General features: G+C 44.7%; 25 protein-coding genes. 12 read left to right on the plus strand and 13 right to left on the minus strand.

What is annotated here, in order from left to right:
- Nucleotides 1-37: 37 nt before the first annotated feature.
- From BLS28_RS07510 to BLS28_RS07520, 3 genes are read right to left on the minus strand one after another with little or no spacing between them, the layout of a single operon-like run.
- Complete coding sequence (locus BLS28_RS07510; protein ID WP_091164100.1) at nucleotides 38-1,024, minus strand: TatD family hydrolase; 987 nt, start codon at nucleotides 1,022-1,024, stop codon at nucleotides 38-40.
- A gap of 9 nt (nucleotides 1,025-1,033) precedes the next feature.
- Nucleotides 1,034-1,906 carry an EboA domain-containing protein gene (locus BLS28_RS07515; RefSeq protein WP_176844397.1) on the minus strand — a complete coding sequence of 291 codons (873 nt, stop codon included), beginning with the start codon at nucleotides 1,904-1,906 and terminating at the stop codon, nucleotides 1,034-1,036.
- Nucleotides 1,907-1,942: 36 nt separating this feature from the next.
- Nucleotides 1,943-2,305, minus strand: a complete 363-nt coding sequence (locus BLS28_RS07520; RefSeq protein ID WP_091164103.1) for a transmembrane 220 family protein — start codon at nucleotides 2,303-2,305, stop codon at nucleotides 1,943-1,945.
- A gap of 433 nt (nucleotides 2,306-2,738) precedes the next feature.
- Between BLS28_RS07520 and BLS28_RS07525 the strand changes: the two genes are divergently transcribed.
- Together BLS28_RS07525 and BLS28_RS07530 are read left to right on the plus strand one after the other, a co-directional pair.
- Complete coding sequence (locus BLS28_RS07525; protein WP_176844398.1) at nucleotides 2,739-3,839, plus strand: alpha-L-fucosidase; 1,101 nt, start codon at nucleotides 2,739-2,741, stop codon at nucleotides 3,837-3,839.
- Nucleotides 3,833-4,024, plus strand: coding sequence for a hypothetical protein (locus BLS28_RS07530; RefSeq protein ID WP_091164107.1), 192 nt, complete (start codon nucleotides 3,833-3,835; stop codon nucleotides 4,022-4,024). The genes BLS28_RS07525 and BLS28_RS07530 overlap by 7 nt, the downstream gene beginning before the upstream one ends.
- Nucleotides 4,025-4,112: 88 nt before the next feature.
- On the opposite strand, the gene BLS28_RS07535 is transcribed toward BLS28_RS07530, so the two are convergent.
- Together BLS28_RS07535 and BLS28_RS07540 are read right to left on the minus strand one after the other, a co-directional pair.
- A complete protein-coding gene (locus BLS28_RS07535) occupies nucleotides 4,113-5,639 on the minus strand; it encodes a gluconokinase (RefSeq protein ID WP_091164110.1) in 1,527 nt (508 codons plus the stop codon).
- Nucleotides 5,640-5,664: 25 nt separating this feature from the next.
- Nucleotides 5,665-6,531, minus strand: coding sequence for an AraC family transcriptional regulator (locus BLS28_RS07540; protein ID WP_091164113.1), 867 nt, complete (start codon nucleotides 6,529-6,531; stop codon nucleotides 5,665-5,667).
- Nucleotides 6,532-6,778: 247 nt separating this feature from the next.
- Between BLS28_RS07540 and BLS28_RS07545 the strand changes: the two genes are divergently transcribed.
- The 8 genes from BLS28_RS07545 (at nucleotide 6,779) to BLS28_RS07580 (ending at nucleotide 19,137) form a co-directional block, all read left to right on the plus strand.
- Nucleotides 6,779-7,729 (plus strand): RraA family protein, encoded by a 951-nt coding sequence (locus tag BLS28_RS07545; RefSeq protein WP_256337369.1) that lies wholly within the window; start codon nucleotides 6,779-6,781, stop codon nucleotides 7,727-7,729.
- Between the two features lie 24 nt (nucleotides 7,730-7,753).
- Complete coding sequence (locus BLS28_RS07550; protein ID WP_091164117.1) at nucleotides 7,754-9,037, plus strand: mandelate racemase/muconate lactonizing enzyme family protein; 1,284 nt, start codon at nucleotides 7,754-7,756, stop codon at nucleotides 9,035-9,037.
- A 12-nt stretch (nucleotides 9,038-9,049) separates the two neighbouring features.
- Nucleotides 9,050-10,171, plus strand: coding sequence for a bile acid:sodium symporter family protein (locus tag BLS28_RS07555; protein ID WP_091164119.1), 1,122 nt, complete (start codon nucleotides 9,050-9,052; stop codon nucleotides 10,169-10,171).
- Between the two features lie 166 nt (nucleotides 10,172-10,337).
- A complete protein-coding gene (locus tag BLS28_RS07560) occupies nucleotides 10,338-11,174 on the plus strand; it encodes a fumarylacetoacetate hydrolase family protein (RefSeq protein WP_091164121.1) in 837 nt (278 codons plus the stop codon).
- A 43-nt stretch (nucleotides 11,175-11,217) separates the two neighbouring features.
- Complete coding sequence (locus BLS28_RS07565; protein WP_091164123.1) at nucleotides 11,218-12,933, plus strand: IlvD/Edd family dehydratase; 1,716 nt, start codon at nucleotides 11,218-11,220, stop codon at nucleotides 12,931-12,933.
- Nucleotides 12,934-12,948: 15 nt separating this feature from the next.
- Nucleotides 12,949-14,265: a gluconate:H+ symporter gene (locus tag BLS28_RS07570; protein WP_091164125.1), complete on the plus strand. Its 1,317-nt coding sequence runs from the start codon at nucleotides 12,949-12,951 to the stop codon at nucleotides 14,263-14,265.
- Nucleotides 14,266-14,454: 189 nt separating this feature from the next.
- On the plus strand, nucleotides 14,455-17,613 hold the full coding sequence (locus tag BLS28_RS07575; protein ID WP_091164127.1) for a SusC/RagA family TonB-linked outer membrane protein: 3,159 nt from the start codon (nucleotides 14,455-14,457) through the stop codon (nucleotides 17,611-17,613).
- 12 nt (nucleotides 17,614-17,625) lie between these two features.
- Complete coding sequence (locus BLS28_RS07580; protein WP_091164129.1) at nucleotides 17,626-19,137, plus strand: SusD/RagB family nutrient-binding outer membrane lipoprotein; 1,512 nt, start codon at nucleotides 17,626-17,628, stop codon at nucleotides 19,135-19,137.
- A 344-nt stretch (nucleotides 19,138-19,481) separates the two neighbouring features.
- Here BLS28_RS07580 and BLS28_RS07585 read toward each other — a convergent pair whose 3' ends face one another.
- Nucleotides 19,482-20,339: a Crp/Fnr family transcriptional regulator gene (locus tag BLS28_RS07585; protein WP_256337370.1), complete on the minus strand. Its 858-nt coding sequence runs from the start codon at nucleotides 20,337-20,339 to the stop codon at nucleotides 19,482-19,484.
- Nucleotides 20,340-20,379: 40 nt separating this feature from the next.
- Here BLS28_RS07585 and BLS28_RS07590 point away from each other — a divergent pair, with 40 nt between their 5' ends.
- Together BLS28_RS07590 and BLS28_RS07595 are read left to right on the plus strand one after the other, a co-directional pair.
- Nucleotides 20,380-20,805, plus strand: a complete 426-nt coding sequence (locus tag BLS28_RS07590; RefSeq protein ID WP_091164131.1) for a DUF983 domain-containing protein — start codon at nucleotides 20,380-20,382, stop codon at nucleotides 20,803-20,805.
- Nucleotides 20,805-22,496, plus strand: a complete 1,692-nt coding sequence (locus BLS28_RS07595; protein WP_256337371.1) for a SulP family inorganic anion transporter — start codon at nucleotides 20,805-20,807, stop codon at nucleotides 22,494-22,496. The genes BLS28_RS07590 and BLS28_RS07595 overlap by 1 nt, the downstream gene beginning before the upstream one ends.
- 30 nt (nucleotides 22,497-22,526) lie before the next feature.
- Here the strand turns inward: BLS28_RS07595 and BLS28_RS07600 are convergent, their stop codons facing one another.
- From BLS28_RS07600 to BLS28_RS07625, 7 genes are all read right to left on the minus strand, one after another.
- Nucleotides 22,527-22,763, minus strand: coding sequence for a hypothetical protein (locus tag BLS28_RS07600; protein ID WP_091164133.1), 237 nt, complete (start codon nucleotides 22,761-22,763; stop codon nucleotides 22,527-22,529).
- Between the two features lie 93 nt (nucleotides 22,764-22,856).
- On the minus strand, nucleotides 22,857-23,033 hold the full coding sequence (locus BLS28_RS07605) for a BF3379 family histone-like protein (RefSeq protein ID WP_091164135.1): 177 nt from the start codon (nucleotides 23,031-23,033) through the stop codon (nucleotides 22,857-22,859).
- Between the two features lie 141 nt (nucleotides 23,034-23,174).
- A complete protein-coding gene (gcvH, locus tag BLS28_RS07610) occupies nucleotides 23,175-23,555 on the minus strand; it encodes a glycine cleavage system protein GcvH (protein WP_091164137.1) in 381 nt (126 codons plus the stop codon).
- Nucleotides 23,556-23,653: 98 nt separating this feature from the next.
- Nucleotides 23,654-24,247: a class I SAM-dependent methyltransferase gene (locus BLS28_RS07615; RefSeq protein ID WP_091164138.1), complete on the minus strand. Its 594-nt coding sequence runs from the start codon at nucleotides 24,245-24,247 to the stop codon at nucleotides 23,654-23,656.
- Between the two features lie 45 nt (nucleotides 24,248-24,292).
- A complete protein-coding gene (locus BLS28_RS07620) occupies nucleotides 24,293-24,814 on the minus strand; it encodes a class I SAM-dependent methyltransferase (RefSeq protein WP_176844399.1) in 522 nt (173 codons plus the stop codon).
- A 67-nt stretch (nucleotides 24,815-24,881) separates the two neighbouring features.
- Complete coding sequence (locus BLS28_RS30495) at nucleotides 24,882-25,262, minus strand: hypothetical protein (RefSeq protein ID WP_129570022.1); 381 nt, start codon at nucleotides 25,260-25,262, stop codon at nucleotides 24,882-24,884.
- 16 nt (nucleotides 25,263-25,278) lie between these two features.
- Nucleotides 25,279-26,301 carry an LLM class flavin-dependent oxidoreductase gene (locus BLS28_RS07625; protein ID WP_091164142.1) on the minus strand — a complete coding sequence of 341 codons (1,023 nt, stop codon included), beginning with the start codon at nucleotides 26,299-26,301 and terminating at the stop codon, nucleotides 25,279-25,281.
- Nucleotides 26,302-26,420: the final 119 nt, after the last annotated feature.

Here is a 26,420-nt window from a genome sequence, read left to right on the forward strand (position 1 = left end):
AGCTGAAGATAAATGTGCAGTTTCCTCAAAATCACGATTAGCTAATAATGATGGATGATTTATCGATTCTCGGTTGCTGGCCGCCGCGCAATATACTGTTACCTTCAAATTTTACGCTTTGATCAACGTTCCTCACCGCCGCGAAATCAGTTTCATCGAGCTGTCCGCTTTGGGCAAAAGCGGTAACCGCGTTACCGTAGGTGATCAATTGGATATCTTTGTCACTGATGCCGCGTATTTTCATCAGTGCAGCGGTTTTTGGCACAGCCAGGGGATCACTGATGCCCCAATCAGCAGCCGAATTGACCATGATCCGCTCCGGACCATATTGCCTGGCGATTTCAACCATGCGCTCATTACCCATTTTGGTGAAGGGATAAATCGTGAATGCGGCCCAAAAACCCCGGTCAAGGACCTCTTTAACGGTCTCTTCGTTGTTATGATCAATGATGACCTTATAAGGATCGATGCCATGTTCTATCGCGATGTCCATACTACGGCGTGTGCCGTTTTTCTTGTCTCGGTGCGGCGTGTGGACTTGTACCGGCAGGCCGGCTTCCCTGGCCAGCTCCAGTTGCAAGCGGTAATATTTTTCTTCAGCCGCAGTTTGATCGTCGAAACCTATTTCACCGATACCCACAACACCCTCTTTATAAGCAAACAGCGGAAGTATTTCCATCACCTGTTCTGCAAGGCTTTCATTGTTTGCCTCGCGGGAGTTAAGCCCTATGGTGCAATAATGTTTAATGCCAAACTGCGATGAGCGAAATCTTTCCCAGCCAACCAGACTGCTGTAATAATCGCGAAAGCTGTCAATGCCCGTCCGGGGCTGTCCCAGCCAGAAAGCTGGTTCTATCAGCCCAACCACGCCCGCATCAGCCATAGCCTGGTAGTCATCAGTAGTACGGGATGTCATATGTACATGCGGGTCAAAAAAACGCATACCTTTTACGGCGGTTATGTCAAATGACTCTGGTTTTTCGCCAGGTATTTGCTCTCTGTTTTCAAAATTGCTGCAACACATATCCCAAAATTAATTTTTTGTATCGTTAATAAATTCGTTCCAACTCGTTTTTCTGCCCGCCGCCATCTTTAAAGGATCAACTTTCAACAATTCTTTTGCTGGCTCAAAGCCACTTTCGGCAATAGCTAATGCCACCGCTTCCCTTTCAAGTTCGCTTAAACCCGGTAATCCTTCCCTGATGTCCTTCAGTATCGCTTCATCCATAAAGTGACTTACTAATCGCCATAGCATAGGATCTGTACTCCGGCCGGCTGACCAGCGCTCTCGCGCGTAATCGATCAATGTATGTGCAAGGCTGGCATTGGTACGCTGGTCCAATCCCGTGATCAGTTCCAGCTTTTTTTCGGTGAAAAGTGCCTTTAGCACCATTTGGTTCCAGGCCGGCTCGGGCAGGTTTTCCGCAGGGTAAGGGTTGCGGTACATGATCGCTTCGAGCACAACGCCCAGATTACTGCGGTTACCTTCCGCACAGCGTTGTACCCATATCGGGGAGTAAGCAAGCAGAGGCAAAGCCGAATATAAAGCCACCAATTCGTTCATTTCAGCAGCCAAAAATAGGTTTTCGATATGGCGTTGATAACGCTCCTTATCGGTGGTATCAAGCGTTAACAACAGCCATACCCTGGCAAGCCTGTCAACCGACCATCCTGCGATCGAAAAATCTTTACGGATAGCCGATAAATCGGCTTCATTTTCAGGACCGGCATTGACCGGCGCTTTTCCCGTCTTACGCGGCAAAGCGGCGAAGGCAGCGTTAAATGCTGCGGCAGATGCAGCGTGATTCGCCTGGGTCAGCAGCCAGTCTTTGGCATCCGGGCTTACATGTCTTGCAATGAGATCTGTAAGCAGAGGCTTAAATTTTTCTATATCATAAGTGAACATATCTTCAAATCATCAGGGTTGACCGAGCCATGTTGCTCAGGCCGCGATATAATTGATGAGCAATGCGCCGGCAATGATCAGCAGGCCAAAGAACTCTCTCGTTTTTTCTATATAAGGCTTGTCTGCCTGCATCGTTTCTACCAAACTTGGCCTGTTATATTTCGTTATCCAGTCGCGTACACCATCTTTAGAAAAATAAATGGTGCTTGCGTGAACAAGGTAAATCGCGATCAGGCATAGATACAACCTCGGATAAACCAAGTGAAAAACTACCAGCCCGCAACATACCGCCGCACTAAGGTAGATTGGTACCCAAAGCCATGGATCGACATCGTTCAGGTTAAGGTAGGCGAAAACCAGGAAAGAAAGACAGAAAATGATATTTATAATAGCAATCATATTGAACAGATCGTAGCCAGGCAAATTAATAAATGTAATGTAATCTAAGGCTCATATATCAATATAAATTTTCTTACGCTGAAGGGTAATGTTTTTGGATTTGTAGCCGGGCGAAAATGCTCACATATAAGAGGTGATGAGTTTTGCAGAGGCAGGGGGCACTGGTAGAAAGTCGTTTTTGTATAAAATTAAGTCTGGTTTAGGTAATTCTGCGTCGCCGGCTTTAATTAATTTAGCATGGCGTATACCTTATTATTAAACCGTACTGAAAAACGTTGGGTTTATTATAATACAAAAGGTTTAAACCATCGCTATTTGCCTGAATTGTTACTGTTTGAAAACCCTAATTATGTTTAACCGAAAAACCACGATCAAGGCAGCTTGTTTGCTGCTAACACTATTGAGCCATTCTTTTATGGTAAAGAGCCAGCAAATGAGCGACGCAGAAAGAAAATCAATGGAAAAAGGTAAGGTGTACCCCGCATTAAAGGGTGCAGGGCAGGGTGTATCGGGCCCGGGTTCTAATCTTCCGCCCGAAAAGATGCAATGGTGGGAGGATCAGAAATTTGGGATGTTCATACATTGGGGCTTATATGCAATTCCAGCCACGGGTGAATGGACCATGTTCAATCAAAAGATACCGGCAGAGGAATATGCCAGGTTAGCCGATCAGTTTAACCCAAAACATTTTAGCGCCACAGAATGGGCTAAGGTAGCCAAGGAGGCAGGTATGAAATATATGGTAATGGTTAGCCGCCATCATGATGGCTTTGCCCTTTGGAACAGCCCCTCAAGTTACCGGCATTTTGATAGTTGGGAAACTGCCGCTCACCGTGATTTTGTAAAAGAGTATACTGATGCGTGCCGTAAAGCAGGCCTTTATGTAGGCATTTATTATTCTCCTTTGGATTGGCGTTTTCCTGGTTATTTCGACCCTAAGGGGCTTCCTGACAACGCTGCCTTGCTCAAAAAACAAACATATGGGCAGGTAGAGGAGCTAATGAAGAATTACGGCAAAATAGATATTTTGTGGTACGATGGCGGTTGGCTGGCGCATAAAGGTACAGATGCCGACGCTGCCTGGTTTTGGGAACCATTAAAACTTAATGCTATGGTACGTAGCTACAACCCGGATGTGGTCATTAATCCAAGATCAGGGATGGTGGGAGATTTCCAGACCGACGAAGGTGGCGCGGATGTTAAAGGGCCTATTATTCCCTTCCCATGGGAAAAATGCTTGAACCTTAATGAAACCAGTTGGGGATACAATAAGGCTCAGCGATTGATGCCGCTGAAAAAGATTATAAACATGCTTGTTAATACCGTTGACCGCGGTGGAAATATGTTATTAAATGTTGGGCCGGATCCGGACGGTGTTATTCCTCCTGCTCACGTGGATCGCCTGAGAGAGGTGGGGCAGTGGTTAGCAAAAAATGGCGAGAGCATATATCAAACGCGTCCGGGACCTTTTCAACCTGTTGATGATTTTTACGGGGCCACAAGCAGGGGGATAAAATATATATCCACGTGCTGAAAATGCCGGCGGGAGATACTATCATAAAATTACCGCCTGTTAAACAAACTATTACACATTGCAGGGTACTGCATGGTAAAAAAGTTAAATTTCATCAGGATTCAACAGGTATCAGTCTTGACTTAGCCACAGTAAAACTCGATTCACTGGTAACCACTTTGGAGTTAAAAACAAAAGGTAACTAACTGTTTCAAATATCCTAAAGTTGGGCTAAAACCGGGGCTGTAAAATAAACTGTGTCAATCCCAGCCCGGCCCCGGCCATCTTGTTAATTTATTGACTATACCGTTGTTGCAAATCAGAAATAGCGTCAAATTCATCAGCGACTTTTGTTATCAGGCTTTCGAATACTTTAAAATATTGTGCGTAGACCTGATGATTTTCGGCGTTTGGCAGATAGGTCTGATGCATGGTTACAGTTTTGGAGGCTTGTTCTAAAGAGGGATAAATGCCCATTTCCGTAGCGCTTAGCAGGAAAGCACCCATGCCGATGCTGTCTGCATGGCTAATTGTGCTGACAGGCTTGTTGAACAGATCTGCGATGATTTGAGCGCAAAACGGTATAGATGCAAAGCTGCCGTTGATAGATAGAGTTTCAATATGCCGATGTGGTTCCAGGGTACGACCAATACTGTACATCTCATATAAAATGCCCTCTATGGTAGCCCGTATAAAATGTTTACGCTCGTGCCTGATATTAACGCCAAAATAGCACCCCCTGGAATTGGGGTTCCAGATAGGTGCCCGTTCTCCATGCAGGAAAGGAAGGAAGATCAACCCACCAGACCCCACTTCAACACCGGCGGCTTCCTCTATCAACATTTCCATTGATTGATCGATATCAAAAGCTTCGGTAAAATCACCGAATTGTTTAGCAAACCAATTGAATATCACACCGCCATTACTTGTAGGGCCGCCGGTGATGATATGTTTTTCGGTAAGCAGGTAATTGAAAATCTGTTGTTTGGGGTCCTCTATTATTTTATCGCCAATGATCCGGAACGCGCCGCTATCTTCAATGGTAATCGTTGCCATACTGTTTTCCCAGACGCCGGCACCCAGGGTGGCCAGGCATCCATCGCTTGATCCGATCAGGATTTTAACCGTTGGTGACAGTTTCAAAACCCTTTGGTATTCTTTTTTTAATGTTACGCCCGAGTAAAAAACCGGATGCAGATCCGGAAGCTCCTCTGGTGTGATCCCTGCAAATTCCAGTGCGGCTTCATCCCAGGTTAAATTGTGGATGTTCATTAGCCCGGTTGCCGAGGCTATGCTATAGTCTATCACGCATGCGCCGGTCAGTTGCTGAATGATATAGGTTTTTATAGGCATAAATTTCTTCGCCAGCCTGAATTTTTCAGGGTCGTGATTTTTCATCCAGGCAATTTTTATCAACGATGACATGGGATGGATAGGGGTTCCGGTAGCTCGGTAAATCTCCTCGCCCAGGCTGCTTTGTTTAAGGTCGGCAGCTTCTTTTTTGCCCCGGTTATCTGCCCAGGTGATAGCATTGCCCAATGGTATTCCTTCCTTATCTACTGCCAGCAAACTATGCATTGACGAGCCAAAGCAAATACAGGTTACAGTATATTTTTTTGGGTAGATCTTCTCAATGAGCAGGTTTTTTAAAATATAGAGCATGGTAATAAACATTTGCTCAGGGTCCTGTTCGCTATGGTCGGGCTGCTCATGAAAGGTAGGATAATGCCCCTTCGACGAACTGATTAAGTTACCGGAAAGATCAAAGGCGAAGACCTTTACTGCGTCTGTGCCCATTTCTATGATGATAATACAATTCATGACGTATAACTGATGATCTGGTGTTTTATTTTTTTCTGAACTCGCTTGGGGTGTACCCGGTAAGTTTTTTAAAGGTTGTAGAAAAATGCTGAGACGAATAAAATCCTGTGCTCAGCGCTATGTCGGTAACATTTACCTCGTTTTTTTTAAGCAGTTTGGTAGCTTCGGTTATCCTGATGTTGATTAGGTAATTCAGTGGTGAAAAACCGGAATAGTTTTTTACTTTTTCGGTAAAAGCTGTAGTTCCCATACCTATTAGCGCAGCCATTTCTTCTACCGTCCATTGATGGGCAAGGTTTTGCCGTAATGTTTGCTCCAGCTTCAGGAATGTTTGAGGGAAATCTCTCCTGGAACTGTTTTGCCTGATCAACTGCCTGCTCACCAACACAAAAAGCTCGTCAAGCAGCTGGTTTACACGTGTGTAAAAGCCTACTTCCTCATTTTGCAATTCAAGTTGTAAATTATGCATTAAAACCTGCGCTTCTTTCAGTTTCAAAACAAGCTGTTGCTTATTTACAAGCAAAATCTGGTTGATGGATAGTTTTTCCTTTTTAGTAAGACCGCTCCATTTGCCCAGCAAAATCTTCCCGCAATCTTCGGCGGAGATCTTTAACCCAAACAGAGCGCCGATATTTAATATTCCGTTTTCGCCGCCAATGCGTTGCCCGGGCAATACAACGGCAAAATCGCCAGGATATAAGGTATGTTGTTGTAAATCAATCATCCAACTGAATTTTCCCTCTAAAATATAATACATGCAAATACAGTCTGTAACGTTACTGTTAAAGGAGTTGAGTTGGATAGTATTGTTCTTTTTGTGGGTAAACTCCAGAATATGCGGAAAATGCATAAGTTCTTGAGATATGCCCTGCTGAAGTATCAATTGATTCATTCAGTATAATAATTGGTATACGTTGCTGCCACCTCTGTACTGCAACGGTTATCGGGCATCCAATAGTGTGCACCCATTGAAAGCAAGTTTACACATTACAAAACTAAAATTTGTATAAAAACCAACGCTGTTTTTTAATGGTATTTTCGGGGTTAAATATTATGATACTTTGTAAGTATTATAACCAGTTACAACCAAAGCCAAAGACGCTATTCCCCTTAATAGTGTGCGTTTTAAATTTATTACGATGAGAAAATGTTTTCTTCTTTGCCGTATTGCGGGTATTGTAATGCTGCAATGCTGTTTGTTTTTTCATAACGCCTTCGCGCAGCAAATTTCCAGGGACGAGTTATTTTTCCTTACTCCGGAATGGAAAGGTGAGCGCTTTGCCGACGGGCGTCCGAAGGTATCCGACAATATTTTGGCCCGGATGAAGCACGTTAGTATTGAAGAAGCCTGGGCCGTTTTAAAAAACGCAGGCTACGGCTACCAACTCACAGAAAACTGGCTGGTAATAAACCCGGATAGCGTTTTGGTTGGCCGCGCAGTAACTGCTGTTTTCATGCCCGCCCGCCCCGATGTATGGAAGGCGATTGATGACAGGGGCAAAGCTCAGGGCAAAAAAGGGCAAAACACCTGGCCTGTAGACTTGCTGGTAAAAGGAGATGTATATGTTGCCGATCAGTTTGGCGCCCACAAAAACGGACCTACTATTGGCGACAATGTGGGCAATGCCATCTACGCAAAAACCGGCAACGGCATAGTTTATAATGGTGCGGTGAGGGATTTACGCGGGTTAAAAGAGATTGGCGGCTTTACCTCCTTTGTAGAAAGTTACGACCCATCGTATCATAACCCGCCCGGAGACCTGAATACCATGATTGTTGGCATCAATCAACCCACCAGGATCCAGGCCACTGTGATGCCCGGAGATGTGGTTTTGGGCGAGAATGGCATAGTGATATTTATCCCGCCGCACCTGGCCGAGAAAGTGGTAACCACTTCTGAAGTGGTTAGGTTAAGGGATATGTTTGGCCACCTGCGGTTAAAAGAAGGTAAATACACAGCCGGGCAAATAGACGCGCGCTGGAGCGCAGATATCGAAAAAGATTTTTCAGCGTGGCTTAACGAGCATATGAACGAACTGCCGGTACCGAAAGAGCAGATCCAAAATATCCTTAAAAGCCGGACCTGGTAAATAAATCTATCCTAAATATAAAATATGTCAAACTATCAAAACAGGCGCAGTTTTCTTTCAAAAACTGTATTAGCCGGTGCCTCCGTACTGGCAGCACCATTAAATAAAACATTTGGGCAAGGGCTGATAGACGCCAAAGAGCGTACCCCGCAGGCATCGTCTCCATCCGACCTTAAAATTACAGAAGTTAAGTGCGCCTACGCGGGCGGGGGGCTTTTTGTAAAAATATACACCAACCAGGGTATCTGGGGCTCGGGCGAAGGTGTTGATGCCATAGCGGGAACTTATTACCTGGTTAAACGGTTGGAATGGATGCTGAAAGGCAGGAGCCCCTTAAACCCAAACCGGATAGCCGAGGAGATCAGGAAAGCCAACTTTTTTTCCGGTGCACAATCCGGCATGTTTGTGGCGGTGCTTATCGCGGTTGAGGCAGCCCTTTGGGACCTTACAGGCAAAGCTTTGGGCTTACCGGTTTACCAGTTGTTAGGCGGCAAATACCGCGATAAATGTCGTGTTTATTGTGATACGGAATTATACACAGCCACAAACCCGGTGCCTGATGATTATGCAAAGGCTGCCCGCGGAGCGGTTAACCGCGGTTATACTGCCGTGAAATTTGATATTGACGATGCCCGTGACCCGAATAAGTTTGACCGTTATAACTGGACTGCCAGTAACGCCGAACTCGACAGGATGTATAATGCCATTGCCGTCGTGCGGAAAGAGGTAGGGCCGAATATTGATATATGTGTAGATATGCATGGCCGTTACGATGCTACAACCGGCCGCAGGGTTGCAAAAATGATGGAACCTCTTAATTTAATGTGGCTGGAAGAACCAGTACCTGCAGATAATATTGATGTGTATAAAACAATAACCCAGGAAACAAGCACGCCAATTTGTGCCGGGGAAAATTTTTACCTGGCTTACGGTTATACCAGGCTGCTTTCGGAAGCCGGAATTGATATTGTAATGCCCGATCTTCAAAAATGCGGAGGGCTGGGCGAGGGGCAGCGGATAGCTAACCTTGCCAACTTATATTATGTACCTTTTTCACCGCACATGGTAGGATCTTTCCTGGGGGCCATGGCAACCGCGCATGTTTGTGCCTCGGTACCCAATTTTCACATTCTGGAGTGGCAGACATTGAGTGATACTGAGCCCAAATGGAAGGAAATAGTGCAATATGATAAACCCTTTATTGAGAAAGGTTTCCTGGTGCTATCTGATAAGCCCGGAGTGGGCGTTGAGATCAACGAGGAAGGGTTGAAGAAGTATGCGATGCCCGGAGTACCTTTCTTTGCTTGATCAATGCCGTGTATGAAATTTTTTTACAAAGTTACCATCGCGTTAACCATCGCTGCATTGGTTGCGGTATTAATCATGCTTTCTAAAGGTTTGGAGCACACAGGGCCTTATGTACTTACATTTTTTGTATTGCTTGCTGTAAGCCTTTGCAGTTCCCCAAAAACCAAAAGCTTTGCTTATACAGTACTGATTTTTGGTGCAGCGGCCATGGCGCTTTATTACCCTGCTTTCTTTATCAGCTATGGTAGTTTCAAATATGCCACACTTATTATTCCGCTAATACAGCTCATCATGTTCGGTATGGGCACTTCCATGCATTATCAAGATTTCCTCGGCGTATTAAAATCGCCGGGGGGAATAATTATAGGAGTAGTGAGCCATTTCATTATTATGCCCTTACTTGGCTTCAGCATCGCAACGTTTAGCGTAAAATTAGCCGGAATGCCTGCCGAGATAGCAGCCGGCATTATATTGATAGGCTGCTGCCCTAATGGCATGGCATCTAACGTGGTATCCTACCTGGCCAGGGCAAACCTGGCGCTCTCGGTTACTATAACCAGCATTTCCACCATGCTATCGCCGGTATTGACACCATTTTTAATGAATTTACTTGCCGGTCCGCTTATTAAAATAGACCCCTGGTTAATGGTGGCAGATATTTTTAAAATGGTCATGATACCTATTGCTTTGGGTGTGCTGTTTTCTTCAATAGCCAAAAAACGCAGCAGCTGGCTAAAAAGGATAATGCCCGTCATATCAATGGGAGGCATTATCTGTATCATTATCATTATAACGGCTGCCGGAAGAGAAAGCTTGCTTAAAGTTGGCTTGTTGCTGGCTGTATTGGTACTGATGCATAATATTGGTGGCTATTTGCTTGGCTTTTGGTCGGCAAAGGCATTTGGAATGGAAGAACGTGACTGCCGAACCATCGCTATAGAAGTAGGGATGCAAAACGGGGGGATGGCCGCCGGGCTTGCCAAAGCGATGGGAAAAATCGCTACGTTGGGCCTTGCCCCGGTCATCTTTTCAACTTTCATGAATATTACGGGTTCTTTGCTGGCGTCTTACTGGCATAAAAGAAAGCCCGGTCCCGCACATAAGGCTACTTCGCAAAATCCTGCTGAAGCCTGAGGTGGAGGGGGCGTTAAGTTTTTTGTGCAAAAATCAACGCTGTGTTTTTTTGGAAGCTTAAGCGATTTGCTTTAGCATTCTTTGTACATAACCAAGTAACCGATTTGTTACATTTTTTTGATAACGAAATAACTGCCGCATAAACGCCGGGCAGCAATAAATAGCTATGCATATATTTAAAACCAACGATAAAGTTATTGTAAAATACGCCGGCCTGTTATACAATTCGCCGGATTGGAACTGGGACAGTTTTATAAACCGTGAAACGCTGCACAGCGAAGTTTTAAAAGATCTCCAAAACATTTCAGCCAACCCGTTGCTGGCCCATAATCTGGAACAACTATGTACTCCCATTGCCGGTCAGGAGATCTGGGCGTCGGGTGTCACTTATCTGCGCAGCATGGATGCCCGGATGGAAGAATCTAAAGATGCCGGTGGAGGTGATTTCTATGCAAGGGTTTACAGCGCCGAACGCCCGGAAATCTTTTTTAAATCGTCGGCGTCCCGTGCGGTTGGCCCAGGGGGGAGCGTTCGTATCCGGAAAGATTCGAAATGGAACGTTCCTGAGCCCGAGTTGGTGTTGTTTATTTGCAGCGCGGGTACTATTGAGGGCTATCTGATAGGTAATGATATGTCATCAAGAGATATCGAAGGAGAAAATCCCTTATATCTTCCTCAGGCTAAATCGTATGACGGCGCAGCGGCGATTGGCCCGTGTCTTTACGTGCCAGGCACATCTATTTCGCCGGATACCGAAATTCAAATCGAAATAAGTAGGGGTGACGACCAGGTGTTTACTGACGCTATATTGATCAGCAGAATGAAGCGTACACACCAGGAACTTGCCAATTACCTTTTTATGGAGATGTCATTCCCTGCGGGTGCATACCTCATGACCGGTACCGGTATAGTACCGTCAGATTCTTTCACACTTAACTATGGCGACGTAATAGCTATCACAATAAGTAACATAGGTACGCTTACAAACCAGGTTGGCAAGTAATTGTACCAAGGCAACAATAAATTAAAATATAAAAGAACATAAAATGTCACAGTTCAGAAGTGCTGATTGGTTTGGAAAAACAGGTAAAATGGGGTTTTTATACAGGAGCTGGATGAAAAACCAGGGTATGCCAACCGACCTTTTCGACGGCCGACCTGTTATTGGTATCTGCAATACATGGTCGGAGCTAACTCCTTGCAATGCACATTTGCGAGACCTGGCCGAAGCGGTTAAACGCGGGGTGTATGAAGCCGGCGGTTTCCCTGTGGAATTTCCTATCATGAGTTTGGGCGAAACTTTGCTTAAACCTACAGCTATGCTTTTCCGCAACCTGGCCAGTATGGATGCCGAAGAATCAATACGCGGCAACCCGATAGACGGAGTGGTGCTGTTGACAGGCTGCGACAAAACTACACCATCTACCATGATGGGAGCGGCCAGCGTAGGTCTGCCTACTATCGTAGTTCCGGGCGGACCGATGTTGAACGGTAAATATCGTGGCACTGATATTGGGTCGGGCACAGCAGTATGGAAGCTGACTGATGACCTCAAAACCGGTAAAATAACCAATGACGAATACCTTGCTGCCGAAAGCTGCATGTCGAGAAGTGCAGGCCATTGTATGACAATGGGTACCGCCTCAACAATGGCTTGTATGGTCGAGTCGCTGGGCATGTGCCTTTCACAGGCCGCGGCCACCCCGGCGGTTGATTCAAGGAAAAAAGTGCTGGCGCAGTTATCAGGCAGGCGTATTGTTGAAATGGTAAAAGAAGGTTTGACGATATCCAAAATACTTACCCGTGCCGCTTTCGAAAACGCTATTAAAGTAAATGCGGCAATAGGCGGCTCTACCAATTTCATTATCCATCTTACTGCAATTGCCGGACGTATTGGCGTAGACTTATGCCTCGACGATTTTGACAGGCTGGGCAGCAGAATACCTTTGTTACTCAACCTCATGCCTTCCGGAAAATACCTGATGGAAGATTTCTACTATGCAGGCGGGTTACCGGTGATCTTGAAAGAACTGAGCAATGAGCTGGATATGGGTGCAATAACCGTAACGGGTAAATCGCACGCGGAAAACATCAAAGGCGAGGGTATCTGCTATAATAATGAGGTTATTGCAGCATATAATACCCCAATTATCCCTGAGGCCGGTATAGCCGTTTTAAAAGGGAACCTCGCCGTAAATGGTGCTGTCATCAAGCCTTCGGCAGCAACGCCAGCACTGATGCAGCATACTGGTCGGGCAGTGGTTTTCGAAACTATTGAAGACTATCACGCAAGGGTTGACGACCCGCAACTTGATATTGACGAAACCTGTGTGATGGTGCTTAAAAATGTCGGGCCGGTAGGTTATCCCGGCATGCCCGAGGTTGGCAATATGGTGCTGCCAAAAAAACTGCTGGATAAAGGTATTACAGATATGGTAAGGATCTCTGACGGAAGGATGAGCGGCACCGCATACGGCACAGTTGTACTTCATGTTTCACCGGAGTCTGCCATCGGCGGCAACCTGGCACTTGTTGAAAACGGGGACCTGATATGCCTTGACGTACCGGCCAAAAAAATAGAGCTGCTTGTAGATGAAGTTGAACTGCAAAGACGGCGATTGTTATGGCAAAAACCTGCTTATCATACCGATAGGGGGTACGTGTCTATGTACCAGCGCCATGTGCAGCAAGCGGATAAAGGAGCCGATCTGGATTTCCTGGTTGGAAATTCAGGATCTGTTGTAACCCGTGATTCGCATTAAAAAAAGCTGATTGGAATGACAATACTTGTACTGGTCCTTTGCATTTTACTGCTTGTAGCGCTGATAACATGGGCAAAGGTGAATGCCTTTCTTGCCTTTATTATTGTAGCACTGTTGGCGGGATGCTTTTTCGGCATGCCATTTACAGCGGTTATCGTATCCATAAATAAAGGACTGGGCGATACCTTAGGTTCGGTAGCGATCATTATTGTATTAGGTGCTATGCTGGGTAAATTGGTTGCCGAAAGCGGTGCCGCACAGCGGATAGCCCATTTCATGCATGATTTGTTTGGTGCCAGATATGTAAGCTATGCTATGGCCCTTACAGGCTTTATTGTGGGCATCCCTTTGTATTATAATGTCGGGTTTATACTCTTGGTGCCTATCATTTTTTCGGTTGCTTCCAGTTATCGTTTGCCGCTGTTGTATGTAGGTATGCCTATGCTCACGGCGTTATCAGTAATGCACGGCTTTTTACCACCGCATCCTTCGCCAATGACACTCATTAGCGTTTTTCGTGCCGATGTTGTAAAAACATTTGGCTATGGGCTGATCATTGCTATTCCTGCGATAATAATTGCGGGACCGATGTTCTCGGCTACCCTCAAAAAGATAGGACCTAATGGCTTGCAATTTACCCATAGTTCGGCCGCCTTGCCTGTTCATGAACTACCGGGTATTGTTAACAGCATACTGTCATCTCTTTTACCTGTAGTATTGATTTGCCGGGCCCATTTGCTGCCTGTGCTTTTTAGGGATAATCCTTTGATAAAGAGTTTATCTGAATGGCTCGCCGAACCAATTATTGCGATGCTGGTCACCGTAACTGTAAGTACGTATACGCTTGGTTTGCGTAGAGGCAGGTCATTAGCAAAAATAATGGATAGTTATATGGGTGCAGTAAAAGATATAGCCATGGTATTACTCATTATTGGCAGTGCGGGTGCACTGAAGCAGGTCTTTACAGATAGCCACTTAAGTAATACCCTTGCCGGTATGCTGGTCAGCAGCACCATGCATCCCTTGTTGTTGGCGTGGCTGGCAACGGCTTGTTTACGAATTTGCCTCGGCTCGGCCACTGTGGCTGGTGTAACTGCCGCAGGCGTGTTGTTCCCTATAGCTCATCATGCGGGCGTAAATACCAATTTATTGGTGCTGGCTATTGGAGCGGGTAGCCTGTTTGGATCGCATGTAAACGATACCGCTTTTTGGCTATGTAAAGAATATTTCGGGTTATCAGTAAAAGAAACGCTCCGCTCATGGACGGTAATGGAAAGCCTGGTAGCGGTAATAGGGCTTGCCGGCGTCTTGTCGTTAGACTGTTTACTATAAATAGATTATACCAGTACATGTACTATAAACCAATTTTAAACCAAAACCCCGCATAACATGAAGAAAAAATGATACTAAAATGAAAAGCGGCTTTTAAAGTACCGCCCGGAGAAGCACGCTCTTTCGCAATTACCAATTTTGAGAAAGAAGTTAAAGTAAGATTTGCCAATTTGAATTAACCCTAAAATTATGGAAAAAGAAATCAAAGTATCAGGAATGATGCTGTCCATTGCAATAAGTGTTCTTTTTACACTTATGATTGCAGGAAATGTGCAGGCGGAAAGCGCCGTCGCAGCCCGAACCAGCCCCGAAGTGGGGGTACAAATAGTTACCGGTAAAGTGACCGACGAAAAAGGCGGCCCGCTTATCGGCGTTAGCGTAAGCGAAAAAGGAACAAAAAACGGCGTTTTGACCGACGCAAACGGAAATTACAAACTCCAGGTATCTGCCGATAACGCGGTATTGTTATTCAGCTACGTAGGCTACAATCCAAAAAACGAGCCCCTCAACGGGCGCACTACGCTGAACGTTACGCTTGAACCAAAATCAACTGCTATCAGCGAGATTGTAGTAACAGCGCTAGGTATAAAGCGCGAGTCTAAAAAATTGGGATATGCGGCAGAAAACGTACGCGTTGGCGAAATAACAACTAACCGTTCAACAAACTTTGTTAACTCCCTTGAGGGAAAAGTTGCCGGTTTAGACATATCTCCACCGGCAAGCGGTCCCGGCGGCAGCACCAAGATCAGGCTGCGGGGGCAATCCGCGTTTCAGGGTGATAATGCGCCGCTGATCGTATTAAACGGCCTTCCGTTGTCGCAAAGCCCCTCAAGCACCAACGGTTACACCCAATCGGTGGATTTGGGCGATAATATGCAGCAGATAAACCCGGATGATATTGAGTCGATGACTGTATTAAAAGGAGCTACAGCCGCGGCGCTTTACGGATCAAGGGCAAGTAACGGCGCGTTGATCATCACTACCAAAAGCGGTAATAAAAATGGTGGGATCGGTATTGAGTTTACCTCCAATTTTACCCAAAACAAGGCACTGGATTTTACCGATTTTCAGTATGAGTACGGACAGGGCGAAAACAATGTACGCCCTAAAACACAGGGCCAGGCCCAAAGTTCCGGTGCGTGGAGTTTCGGTGAAAAATTTGATAATGCACCTACCTACCAGTTTGATGGAGTACAACGCCCTTATGCACCAGAAAGAAATCGTATAAGCAAATTTTTCAGACTTGCCAACGCATGGACCAATACTATCGCGTTTTCGGGCGGTAACGATAAAGGGAGCTTCAGGTTTTCTTATTCAAATCAGGACGCACAAGGCATAATACCGAATAATGATTATCACAAAAAGATATTCAATCTTGGGTTAAACTACAATTTTACCCCCAAGTTGTCTGCCCAAATTTATGTGAATTACGACCACGAGAATAATAATAACCCTCCGGTAATTGGTATTCAGGGCTCATCGGTTACTAATTACATGTACCGTTATAGTAACTCGGTTAGTTTGGATGTATTAAAAGCCGCCGCCATTGATGCCAACGGCAACGAAACGCCTACATCTCGTTTCACCACGCTTACCAATCCGTATTGGATTATGCAAAAGCAATTTACAAAGCAAACTAAAGATCATCTTTTAGGTACTGCGACCCTGCGATACCAATTTTTTGACTGGCTTTATTTGCAGGGCCGTGTAAATATGGAATATAGTCCATCTTACTACGAACAAAATTCGCCAACAGGTACTTTAGCAAACGCGGCTGCACCCGTTGGCCTTTATAATGGTAGTTATAACTCAAATGATAATACCTACCGTGCGCTTAACGCCGACTTCTTATTAGGCGGTGGCCATAAATGGGGCCCTTTTTCTTTTGATGCCACGGTAGGAGGAAATACATTCCCATCCTCATCACAAGGATATACTGTTACCGCTACAAATTTCTACGTCAGGGATTTTTATACCCTTGGCAACGGCGTAACCAATACCTCGGCCTTTGCGGTTTCCAAATCAACAGTAAACTCGCTTTATGGCACCGCGGAGTTTGGCTATAAATCCTATTTGTTTTTAAATGTAACCGGCCGTAACGACTGGTTCTCGGTGCTAAGCCCCGAACATAACCATTATTTTTATCCATCAGTAAGCGGCAGTTTTGTTTTTTCGGAGTTTTTAAAGAACCCGCCCTCATGGCTAACTTTCGGAAAAATCAGGGCGACCTACGCTAACGTGGGCAGTGCCAACGGTATCAACCCTTACAGCAATTCACTTACCTTTACGCTTTCACAAAATGCGTTCAACGGTGTCCCGCTTGGGAGTATCAGCAATGTTACTACGCCAAACCAGGCAATTAAGCCATACAGCGTAAAAGAAAAAGAAATTGGGCTTGAGCTGCGTATGTTCAGCAGTCGTGTAAACCTGGATATTGCCGCATACGATAAGCATACCACTAACCAAATCTTAAGCGTTGCCATCTCCAACGCGTCGGGCTATACTGGCACCATTGTAAACCTTGGCGAGCTGCAAAACCGTGGTATGGAGTTTTTGCTGGAGTTAGTGCCCGTCAGAAAACCAAACTTTAGCTGGCGTTCGGCATTTAATACGGCCATAAATACCTCTAAAGTTTTGGCGCTGGCAAATGGTCAAAAACAACTGACATTAGGCGCGGGCGAATTTTTCGGCTCTATTGTTGACCAGGTTGGTCTTCCGTTAAACCAGATCCAGGGTTCAACCTATCGCAGAGATTCTAATGGCAAGATCATCGTATCAGGCGGTAAACCAGTGGCAAGTACATCTCCTGCACTTTTTGGCAGCGCATTGCCTAAAGCTACAGGTGGTTGGGTAAATACATTTACTTACAAAAGGTTTACCCTGATTGCGCATATCGATTATAAAAAAGGTGGTAAAATATTGTCAAGTTCTAACCTGAATTTCCTGAGAGAAGGTTTGTCAAAAGAGTCGCTGGTAGGTAGGGAAGGAGGCGTAAAGTTTGACGCGGTGAATGCTGATGGTACACCTAACACAACAGCAGTAAATGCCGAGGACTTTTATGCCAACTATCGCTCGCAGGGTATCCTGGACCCTTTTGTTTATAAATCAGACTTTATCAAGTTGAGAAACCTTTCAGTTAGCTATGATTTTTCGAAAATGATGAAAACCAAATTTATTAAAGGGCTTGTGCTTTCAGCGGTATGCCACAACGTGCTTATCATTAAAAAATACACACCTAATATCGATCCGGAGGCTATCTCATCAAGCGGTGATATTTTAACCGGTTATGAGCAAAGTTCGCTGCCTACAACGCGGACTTATGGTTTTAACCTAAACGTCAAATTTTAAAAGAGTACGATCATGAAAAAATATATAAAGATCATATTGTCGGCCGCCTGCCTGTTTGCTGCAACAGGTTGCGATAAAGGATTTAGAGAGTTAAATGTCAATCCAAATAACACTACCAGTCTCGACCCGGTGTTTTTGTTTTCCAACGCCGAAGTTTTAACATATGCAGCATTAATGGAAACTGAACCAACGGTTGTTCAGCAGTTTATTGATCCTTTTGGTGGGGTTACCTCAGCGTTTAACTTCAACGTATTAAATCAAACCTATACAGTGATGCGGTGGAATAACGCTTATCCAAACACCATAAAATTGCTTGAGCACATTTTGCCGGATTTAAAAGGCAACGCTTCCCGGTCTAACTTGTACAACGAAACCAGGATATGGCGGGCTTATAATTACATGATGCTGGTTGACACTTACGGCGATGTGCCATATAGCCAGGCCGGCCAGGCTTACCTCAATTCTGCTTTTTTGCCTAAATACGATAAACAACAGGATATTTATGCCGACTTGGTAAACGAACTGACAGCAGCCACCGCGGCGTTAGACCCTGCGAAGGATCTTGTTAAGGGAGATGTGTTTTTTGGCGGAGATATTCCTCAATGGAAGCGGCTTGGCTATTCATTGTTGCTTCGGATAGGGATGCGCTATTCTAAGTTAGACCCGGGCAAGGCAAAAACTATTGTTCAGGCAGCTGTGACCGGAGGGGTAATGCAATCTAACGCCGATAACTGTTACCTGAAATATAACAATACGTACCCCAACCTGGTTACCCAGCAAATTCAACAGCTAACCAATACTTATTATTTGGCCGAGCCTTTTATAACGCAATTAAAATCCACGGGTGATCCAAGGCTGAAGTACATCTCGGCTATGTACGCCGACCCCGGAAAAGCATTGTCCCTCGCACCTGATACTGCATCAGCCAACCAGTTTGGTTTGCCGATAGGCTATGATAGCGGTACATTGCCAACAGCACCGGGCTTTCGCGGCGTGAGCGGATCCGGGTTTAAATATTCGCAGGTTAATTACAGCGTATTTGGTAAAATAACCGCGCCGCAATTCTTTGTAACATATGCTCAAACGCAGCTGTTACTGGCTGAGGCTGCTTTCAGGGGATATATAGCAGGAACCGCAAGCACCTATTATAATAACGGTGTAAAGGCGGCCATGGATCAATTTACCAGCTACGACGCTACTGCTGTAATCAGCAGCGATGCACAAAACGCCTATTTAAATAACCCGGCAATTGCATATTCTGATGCCAATGCCCTGAAACTGATCAATACACAATACTGGATAACTTCGTTTGGAAACGGCGCGGAAACATGGGCTAATTTCAGGAGGAGTGGGTACCCTGTGTTAGCGCCAAATACCTATCCCGGCAGGCAAATCAAAGGCAACTTTGTACGCAGGTACACCTACCCGCAAACAGAAGCTGCCATTAATGCTGATAACTACAGGGCGGCGGTGGCCAGCATGGGTGCGGATGACCTGGATACCCCTGTGTTTTGGGATAAATAAATTATCCCTGATTAATTACACTTCACTACCCCGGTGGCATTTGGCGCCGGGGTATCATTAAGGGGGCTACAAAAACTTGTGGGTTGCTGAAGTAACTGTTTACTTACGAGTGTTCAACTTTTAAAAGTGTGAACAGTTGATATTTTTTCAAAATAAATCACCATTGATAATCAATGATTTAAGATTTAATTAAAATCTAACAAATCGCAATCTGAACAGATTGTTATTGATAGTCAATTAGTTGTGAAATTGCATTTTAATTGATTGAACACCCGTTTTTTAAAAATTGAACACTGACAAAATATTGTCATTAATTCCCCGCTGATGCAATTGCGCCTGCGTAACTACGGGTTCCCAAATCCGTAGTTCGATTTTTTAACTAAGCGTTTAATGTCTTTGATCCATATCTTCCGGCCGTCGGTTTCCAGTACGCCTTCCTCTTTAAATTCTTTTAACAAGCGGATCACATTTTCCTGCGCGATCCCTGCCATGCCGGCCAGGTCCATTCTTGAGATATTGAGAATAACATCTTTTTCACCTGAACCGTCCCCTTTAAACTTTTCTCTCAAAATGATCAGCGAAATAGCGAGGCGTTCAGATGCTGTTCTCTGAGAGATCACGGAAATACTATTGGCCAATACACTAAATTCATGGCTCAATGATTTTAATAAGCGCCGCATGAAAAGCGGCGATCTGTCCAGAATGGTTAAAAAGTCCTCTTTAGGGATAAAACTGATCAGGCAGTCTTCCAATGCAGCGGCAGAATCAGGGCAACGCTCTTCCGCCAAAATCGCGTGATACCCTATTAATTCGCCTTTATTAGCTACATATATGATCTGCTCCCGGCCATTCCGGTCAACCTTATATTTTTTTATTTTTCCCTGGTGAATAAAATAGATACCTGAAGGTACAATGCCTTCCTTGAAGATGATTTCTCCTTTTTGATATTTCTGCGCGCCTTGCCGGGAGATTAAAAAGTTATAATCTTCTTCGGAAAGTGTATTAAGAACAGATTGTGTTGTGAATTCCCACTTATCAATTGGAAAAATTCCGGATAAACTCATATTACAAATATATGAATTTAATGCAGCCGATGTTATTGGCTGGTATGCCCGGTATGACGGGTAAAGCCCGTACAGCATGTACAGGCGCGTGCTTGCAAGTCTAAAACTGATAAATATCAGTTTGTTTGCTGATGTCATACCATATCAAGCCTGTATTAGTAATTATAGCTTTGTATTAATGGTAAGAACATCAAAATCATGGGCAATGCTCCATGCAAAATGCCCGCGCTGCCGCAGGGGTAATATGTTCGAAGGAGCAACATACCGTTTTGGTTCCAACAAGATCAACCTGAATTGCCCGCATTGTCAGATGATCTTCGAGATCGAGCCCGGCTATTTTTATGCGGCGATGTATATCAGCTACGCTATGAATGTAGCAGAGGGAGGCATCTTGTGGGCCGCCACTTTCCTGATAACCCAAAATAACGATTCGCCATGGTTATATCTCAGTACCATTCTCGGTGGTTTGTTCTTGCTTGCACCTTTGAATTTCAGGTATTCCCGTGTAATATTGCTTTACTGGTTATCTCCCAAGGTACATTATCACCCCGAACTTGATATTGAAATGCCGGTGGACGGGAATAAATTTAAATGGTTTCAATAATGAACAAGATGATGAATTTGTTCAGGCCCAAGCTGATTGACACCCTTAAAGGTTACACCCCTGCACAATTTTATAAGGATGTTGTTGCCGGAATAATTGTAGGTGTTGTTGCTTTGCCCCTGGCGATAGCTTTTGCAATTGCTTCGGGCGTGTCCCCCGAAAAAGGAATTTTTACGGCTATCATTGCGGGGGTAATTATATCCGCTTTGGGAGGCAGCAAGGTACAGATAGGAGGACCCACAGGCGCATTTATCGTTGTGGTTTATGGGATCGTTCAGCAGTTCGGTGTTAGCGGGTTGGTTATTGCCACATTTATTGCCGGAATCATTTTGATCATTATGGGGGTAGCTAAATTAGGTAATACTATTAAATACATTCCCTATCCGCTGGTCATTGGTTTTACTACCGGCATCGCCGTCATCATTTTTTCTTCAGAAGTTAAAGACTTTTTAGGGTTGAAAATGGGAAATGTCCCTGCTGATTTTATCAGTAAATGGATCGACTATAGCCGGCACCTGTCTTCGTTGAACCTTTATGCCTTGTTTATCGGGGTTTTTACCTTACTGGTTGTTTTGCTGTGGCCCAGGGTAACCCGGAAAGTTCCTGGTTCGCTGATCGCAATTGTTATAAGTACACTGGTTGCCAGGTACTTCCATCTTTCGGTAGAGACTATTGGCAGCCGTTTCGGAGTGATCACTGCTACTTTACCGCACCCGGTCATGCCAGATGTAAGCCTGGAAACCATCCGGCAGCTGATCAGGCCCGCTTTTACCATCGCTTTGCTGTGCAGTATTGAGTCTCTATTATCAGCTGTTGTGGCAGATGGCATGACCGGCGGAAATCACCGGTCTAATACGGAGCTCATTGCACAGGGAGTGGCCAATATCTGTTCATCTGTTTTAGGGGGAATTCCGGCCACCGGCGCAATAGCAAGAACGGCTACCAATATTAAAAATGGCGGAAGTACACCCGTAGCTGGGATCATACATGCCATTACCTTACTTCTTATTATGCTTTTTATAGGCCAATGGGCAGCGTTGATCCCCATGGCAACACTTGCAGGTATATTGGTGGTAGTAGCCTGGAATATGAGCGAACTTGGGAATTTTATAGACGTATTTAAAGGCTCAAAAAGTGATGCTTCCGTTTTGTTGATCACCTTCGGCCTCACCATCTTAGTAGACCTGACCGTAGCTATTGAAATTGGGATAATTGTCGCCGCTTTCCTTTTTATGCGCAAAATGATGCAGTCCAGTTCCGTACAGCATACTATTTTGGCTCCGGATCAATTATCTGATGATGAATTTAACCAATCAGTTATCCCAAAAGGGGTCGACGTTTTTGAGATCAATGGCCCTTTGTTCTTTGGTGCGGCCTATAAATTTAAAGACACGATGAAAGTGCTGGAAAAACCCGCCCGGGTATTGATTATCCGGATGAGGAATGTACCCGTCATTGATGCAACCGGTATTAGGGTATTAAGGGACGTTCATCAGGAAATAAAAAAGAAAGGAACTAAGCTTATCCTGTCGGAGGCAAACAGCGAACAGGTAACTGGAGCACTAAAAAAGACGCGTTTATTATTTCAAATCGGGAAAGGTAATGTCCGGGACACATTTGAAAAAGCATTAAAACGAGCAGATGAAGTTTTATCGGACACTGATCCCTCAAAAAAATCCTATGCAGGTTAATAAAGGCTTTGATCTGTTATAATCCTGTTATTAAATAGGGTAACGCAAGGTCACCGCTCTGCTTATGGCCAGCACCAACCCCTGATCAAGAGGACGATCTTTATCCGGGTCTTTTTCGATCCATAGTTTATTTAAACTCAGAATAAAGGTGTAACTTTTAGCATCTAAAAGAATTTCAAGGGTATGGTTCTTTTTACTCGGGGCAGCGATGATATAATAAATAAAATCTTGCTGCTGATAAGTAACACGTAGCGGAAATCCGATCATATATTGAAAAGAATGATTTATCTGGCTGTTCCTGATAAAATAACCAGGTCAGCTTTGACCTGGTTATTTTCCCAAAACAGTTCTTAAACTAATTTATTTATTGTTTTTCTTTTCTGTTATTTCTTTACGGATATCTGTTGCCATAACTTTTAATTGCTGCATAGCATTTCTAACCCTGGTTCCTGCAGCTTTGTTGCCTTTTTCGTAAAAGCTGAACATGTCTTTCTCTATGGCATCTATCAAATCTTTTGCCGCTCTAAATTTTTCCATTGTGTTTTGTGTTAAATAAATGATGTGTTTGATTCTATTTTTTTTAACCGGAAAGGTTAAATATTCGGCTTAATGTCCTCAAATCGCAACCCGGGGGGATAGGCTCCATTCTTGTTGATAAAAAGGTATTTCCGCGGAGGGTTAGTTGCTTCCGATCTGTGCCAGGTATTGCTCTGCTGTCAACAGCGATTCGCGGTCGTCTGATAAGCTTACCAGCACTTTTATCATCCAGCATCCATAAGGGTCCTGGTTCACCAGCTCGGGGTTGGTTTCAAGCAAAGGATTTACAGCTATTACTTTGCCATTTACCGGCATGAAAAGGTCTGATACTGTTTTTACCGCCTCAACTGTGCCAAATATGGCCTCTTTAGCAATGATCTTATTCAGGCATGGGATATCAACGTAAACGATATCACCCAATTCCTTTTGTGCAAAATCGGTAATACCGATCAATGCATGGTCTTGCTCGAAGCTGATCCATTCATGGTCTTTGGTGTAAAATAAATTTTCGGGGTAATTCATGATTTTATTTTTTATCGTTCAATTATTATTTAATAAATATTGCCGCGTTCATCAGGCCTGATCTGAATGTTTTATATAGCAGGGCTGAACCAGCTCTTTTACTTCTTGATCCACATTTTCAGCACCGGGCTATAGGAATTGTTCATTAATTGATAACTAATCGGAATCTGTTTTTCCGGTGCATGGAAGGTAACCAACCGGGTACCGGCCGGTCTTTTGTTCAGCATTTCGTAAATGAACAAAGTATAGTAATTGTACAGATCAAACGAGGTATTGACGTTATAATCGATCCTGATGCTTGGTTCTATGTTTTCATAAAAAGGATTGAAAAAGTAAAAATGATCAAACAGGTCGTAGTCCAGGTTAGTAAGGTTACCATGCATAAACTGCACATTGGGTACACCTATCTGCGCTTTGGCTGATTCTGCATAATTGAACAACGCTTCCCGTTGCTCTATGCCATAAAAGGTAGCTTCCGGATGATAAACGCCAGACGCGATACAAAATTTACCGACACCGCTGCCAATATCCAGGATTCTGGCCCCCGGGGTTGCAAGGAAATTGCTGGCTTCGAGCGAAATGTCCAGGCCTGTCCAGTGCATTTGTGATAGTTCCCGGATATGTATCGGATACAAAGTATCGAAAGCCGCGTCTTTGCGGAAATAAGAAATGCTTATTGTATCGCTATACATAAAAAGGGAACTGTATGTTATTTATGTGTTTAAGTTAAATCCTAATTAATCTTTGACCCATAACTGAAGTAAGGAATCATAAGCGAGATCTTTCATGCTGTAATCTATCGGAATAATTTCTCCGAAACTCTGATAGGTTACTACTCTGGTACCCGAAGGTTTATCATTCAGCATCGATTTTAAATACCGTGAATAATAAGCGTAGAGGCCGTAAGAAGTCTCTATATGATCATCAATAGCATTCTCCTGGTCTAAATTTTCAAAGAAAGAATTATAGAAATAGAAATGGTCAAATTGATGAAAGTTAACCTGAGTGATATTGGCATGTATGAAACTGACATTGTTAATATCCAGGTATCTTTGTGTGGTTTGGGCGTAATGCACCAGTTCATGCCGCTGTTCAACCCCGAAATAAAAAGAATCAGGATAAAAATGCGCCGCGGTTAAGCAGAATTTTCCTATGCCGCTACCAACATCCAGTACTTTGGCGCCTTTTACTGCTAAATATTCGGCGGCCTTTTTGGCGATGGCAATAGGCGTCCATTGTTTTTGTGATAACGACTGCAAATGCTCCGGGTAGAGCCAGTCAAATTCCGCATCATTGCGGAAAAAACAATCATTGGGATTTTTTTTCTTAAAAAGTGTCGTCGCGCGCTGCTGCTGTTCTTCGGAACGGGCGGGAAATGCTGAAAATGGATATTGTGTGGGCACATGCAAATATATCCGCCATTACAGGCCGCTTTACCTGCAAGAAATCAATGATAAAGATGATATTTATCAGTTTTAGGTAGCAGGGTTTGGATAATTGAGGCAGGAATGATCCGACCGTAAACAAGTGCCTTCGCGACATTGTTGGCGAAGGCACTTGTTCAGTTAAACCATATGGCCCGCCACCGGCAGCGGGGAGAGCTATCACATCTGCAGGTGTGCCGAAAGCCGCCGCCATGATTTCATGGGCATACAATTCGAAGCGCGAATCATAGGCGCCTGCCATCAGGATGGCTGCATTCTGCAAGCGCTTATCAAGTGTTTTAACGCCAACCCAGCCCGGGAGCTACATGCTCCAGGATCGAAGACAGCACATGCACATTGTAGTCAACACCTAAGGTGTTAGGTATTGTCAAAAGCACCGTATCTGCTTCCTGGATGGCTTCATCTTTAGATAATTCGGCGATCAGCCGGTCCGGTTCGGCGGCGTAACTTCTGCCGAAGACCGCCCGCTTGTCTGCCTCGATATAACCGAAGCTGTCTGCTCCTTTCCCTTGCTGGCCAAAATAAAGCCTGTCCTGGTCGTTTACCAATGCAAAAACAGAACGGCTTACTGACACCCTTGGCTCGCGATCATGACCGGCCTTCTTCCACGCCTCTTTATACGCTCTGATTTGCTCGGCCTGCTGTACATGGAAAGGCTTGCCGCTTTCATCGAACTTTAATGTAGAACTTTGCAGATGCATTCCCTGTTCGGCTGCCCAAACGGCCGTGGCGTTCGAAGCGGCGCCCCACCAAATGCGTTCCCGCAGTCCTTTTGAGTAGGGCTCCAAACGTAACAAGCCCGGTGGATTTGGAAACATAGGGTAGGGGTTTGGCTCGGCGAAACCAACACCTTTTAATTTATCCAAAAAAGCCATCGCTTTTTTACGCCCCATATCCGCATCATTTTCGTCCTCAGCAGGCTCATATCCAAAATAACGCCAGCCCTCGATCACCTGTTCCGGAGAACCGCGGCTGATGCCCAGCTGTAACCGTCCGCCCGAGATCAGATCGGCCGCACCTGCGTCTTCAACCATATAAAGCGGGTTCTCATACCGCATATCTATCACGCCTGTGCCGATCTCAATCCGGCTTGTTTTTGCACCGATAGCCGATAGCAAAGGAAAGGGAGATGCCAGTTGAGATGCGAAATGATGGACACGGAAATAAGCGCCGTCAAGGCCGATTTCTTCGGCAGCAACCGCCAGGTCAATAGATTGCAGCAAGGTATCGGCCGCGGTACGCGTCTTATATGCAGGGTGGTCGGACCAGTGTCCGAATGATAAAAAGCCAATTTTCTTCATACTAACAACAAATCTAAGGAATGAATCGCTGGTTCGGTATCAGCGAAAAGTCAAGGTTTTAGTTCATGAACCGCGGGTTTTTATCCGCACTCATTTTGGATTGAGCGTATTTTGCGGTT

The sequence above is a fragment of the Mucilaginibacter gossypii genome, from assembly GCF_900100945.1.
GTDB classification, from domain to species: Bacteria; Bacteroidota; Bacteroidia; order Sphingobacteriales; family Sphingobacteriaceae; genus Mucilaginibacter; species Mucilaginibacter gossypii.

What these genes read in the sequence shown, in the direction of transcription:
- BLS28_RS07615 (WP_091164138.1), bottom strand. Translation starts at nt 24,247, where the DNA reads ATGTATAGCGATACAATAAGCATTTCTTATTTCCGCAAAGACGCGGCT.
- BLS28_RS07570 (WP_091164125.1), top strand. Translation starts at nt 12,949, where the DNA reads ATGACAATACTTGTACTGGTCCTTTGCATTTTACTGCTTGTAGCGCTG.
- BLS28_RS07575 (WP_091164127.1), top strand. Translation starts at nt 14,455, where the DNA reads ATGGAAAAAGAAATCAAAGTATCAGGAATGATGCTGTCCATTGCAATA.
- BLS28_RS07545 (WP_256337369.1), top strand. Translation starts at nt 6,779, where the DNA reads ATGAGAAAATGTTTTCTTCTTTGCCGTATTGCGGGTATTGTAATGCTG.
- BLS28_RS07540 (WP_091164113.1), bottom strand. Translation starts at nt 6,531, where the DNA reads ATGAATCAATTGATACTTCAGCAGGGCATATCTCAAGAACTTATGCAT.
- BLS28_RS07525 (WP_176844398.1), top strand. Translation starts at nt 2,739, where the DNA reads ATGAGCGACGCAGAAAGAAAATCAATGGAAAAAGGTAAGGTGTACCCC.
- BLS28_RS07520 (WP_091164103.1), bottom strand. Translation starts at nt 2,305, where the DNA reads ATGATTGCTATTATAAATATCATTTTCTGTCTTTCTTTCCTGGTTTTC.
- BLS28_RS07535 (WP_091164110.1), bottom strand. Translation starts at nt 5,639, where the DNA reads ATGAATTGTATTATCATCATAGAAATGGGCACAGACGCAGTAAAGGTC.
- BLS28_RS07555 (WP_091164119.1), top strand. Translation starts at nt 9,050, where the DNA reads ATGAAATTTTTTTACAAAGTTACCATCGCGTTAACCATCGCTGCATTG.
- BLS28_RS07585 (WP_256337370.1), bottom strand. Translation starts at nt 20,339, where the DNA reads ATGACATCAGCAAACAAACTGATATTTATCAGTTTTAGACTTGCAAGC.
- BLS28_RS07600 (WP_091164133.1), bottom strand. Translation starts at nt 22,763, where the DNA reads ATGATCGGATTTCCGCTACGTGTTACTTATCAGCAGCAAGATTTTATT.
- BLS28_RS07595 (WP_256337371.1), top strand. Translation starts at nt 20,805, where the DNA reads ATGAACAAGATGATGAATTTGTTCAGGCCCAAGCTGATTGACACCCTT.
- gcvH (WP_091164137.1), bottom strand. Translation starts at nt 23,555, where the DNA reads ATGAATTACCCCGAAAATTTATTTTACACCAAAGACCATGAATGGATC.
- BLS28_RS07590 (WP_091164131.1), top strand. Translation starts at nt 20,380, where the DNA reads ATGGTAAGAACATCAAAATCATGGGCAATGCTCCATGCAAAATGCCCG.
- BLS28_RS07515 (WP_176844397.1), bottom strand. Translation starts at nt 1,906, where the DNA reads ATGTTCACTTATGATATAGAAAAATTTAAGCCTCTGCTTACAGATCTC.
- BLS28_RS07560 (WP_091164121.1), top strand. Translation starts at nt 10,338, where the DNA reads ATGCATATATTTAAAACCAACGATAAAGTTATTGTAAAATACGCCGGC.
- BLS28_RS07550 (WP_091164117.1), top strand. Translation starts at nt 7,754, where the DNA reads ATGTCAAACTATCAAAACAGGCGCAGTTTTCTTTCAAAAACTGTATTA.
- BLS28_RS07580 (WP_091164129.1), top strand. Translation starts at nt 17,626, where the DNA reads ATGAAAAAATATATAAAGATCATATTGTCGGCCGCCTGCCTGTTTGCT.
- BLS28_RS07565 (WP_091164123.1), top strand. Translation starts at nt 11,218, where the DNA reads ATGTCACAGTTCAGAAGTGCTGATTGGTTTGGAAAAACAGGTAAAATG.
- BLS28_RS07510 (WP_091164100.1), bottom strand. Translation starts at nt 1,024, where the DNA reads ATGTGTTGCAGCAATTTTGAAAACAGAGAGCAAATACCTGGCGAAAAA.
- BLS28_RS07605 (WP_091164135.1), bottom strand. Translation starts at nt 23,033, where the DNA reads ATGGAAAAATTTAGAGCGGCAAAAGATTTGATAGATGCCATAGAGAAA.
- BLS28_RS07625 (WP_091164142.1), bottom strand. Translation starts at nt 26,301, where the DNA reads ATGAAGAAAATTGGCTTTTTATCATTCGGACACTGGTCCGACCACCCT.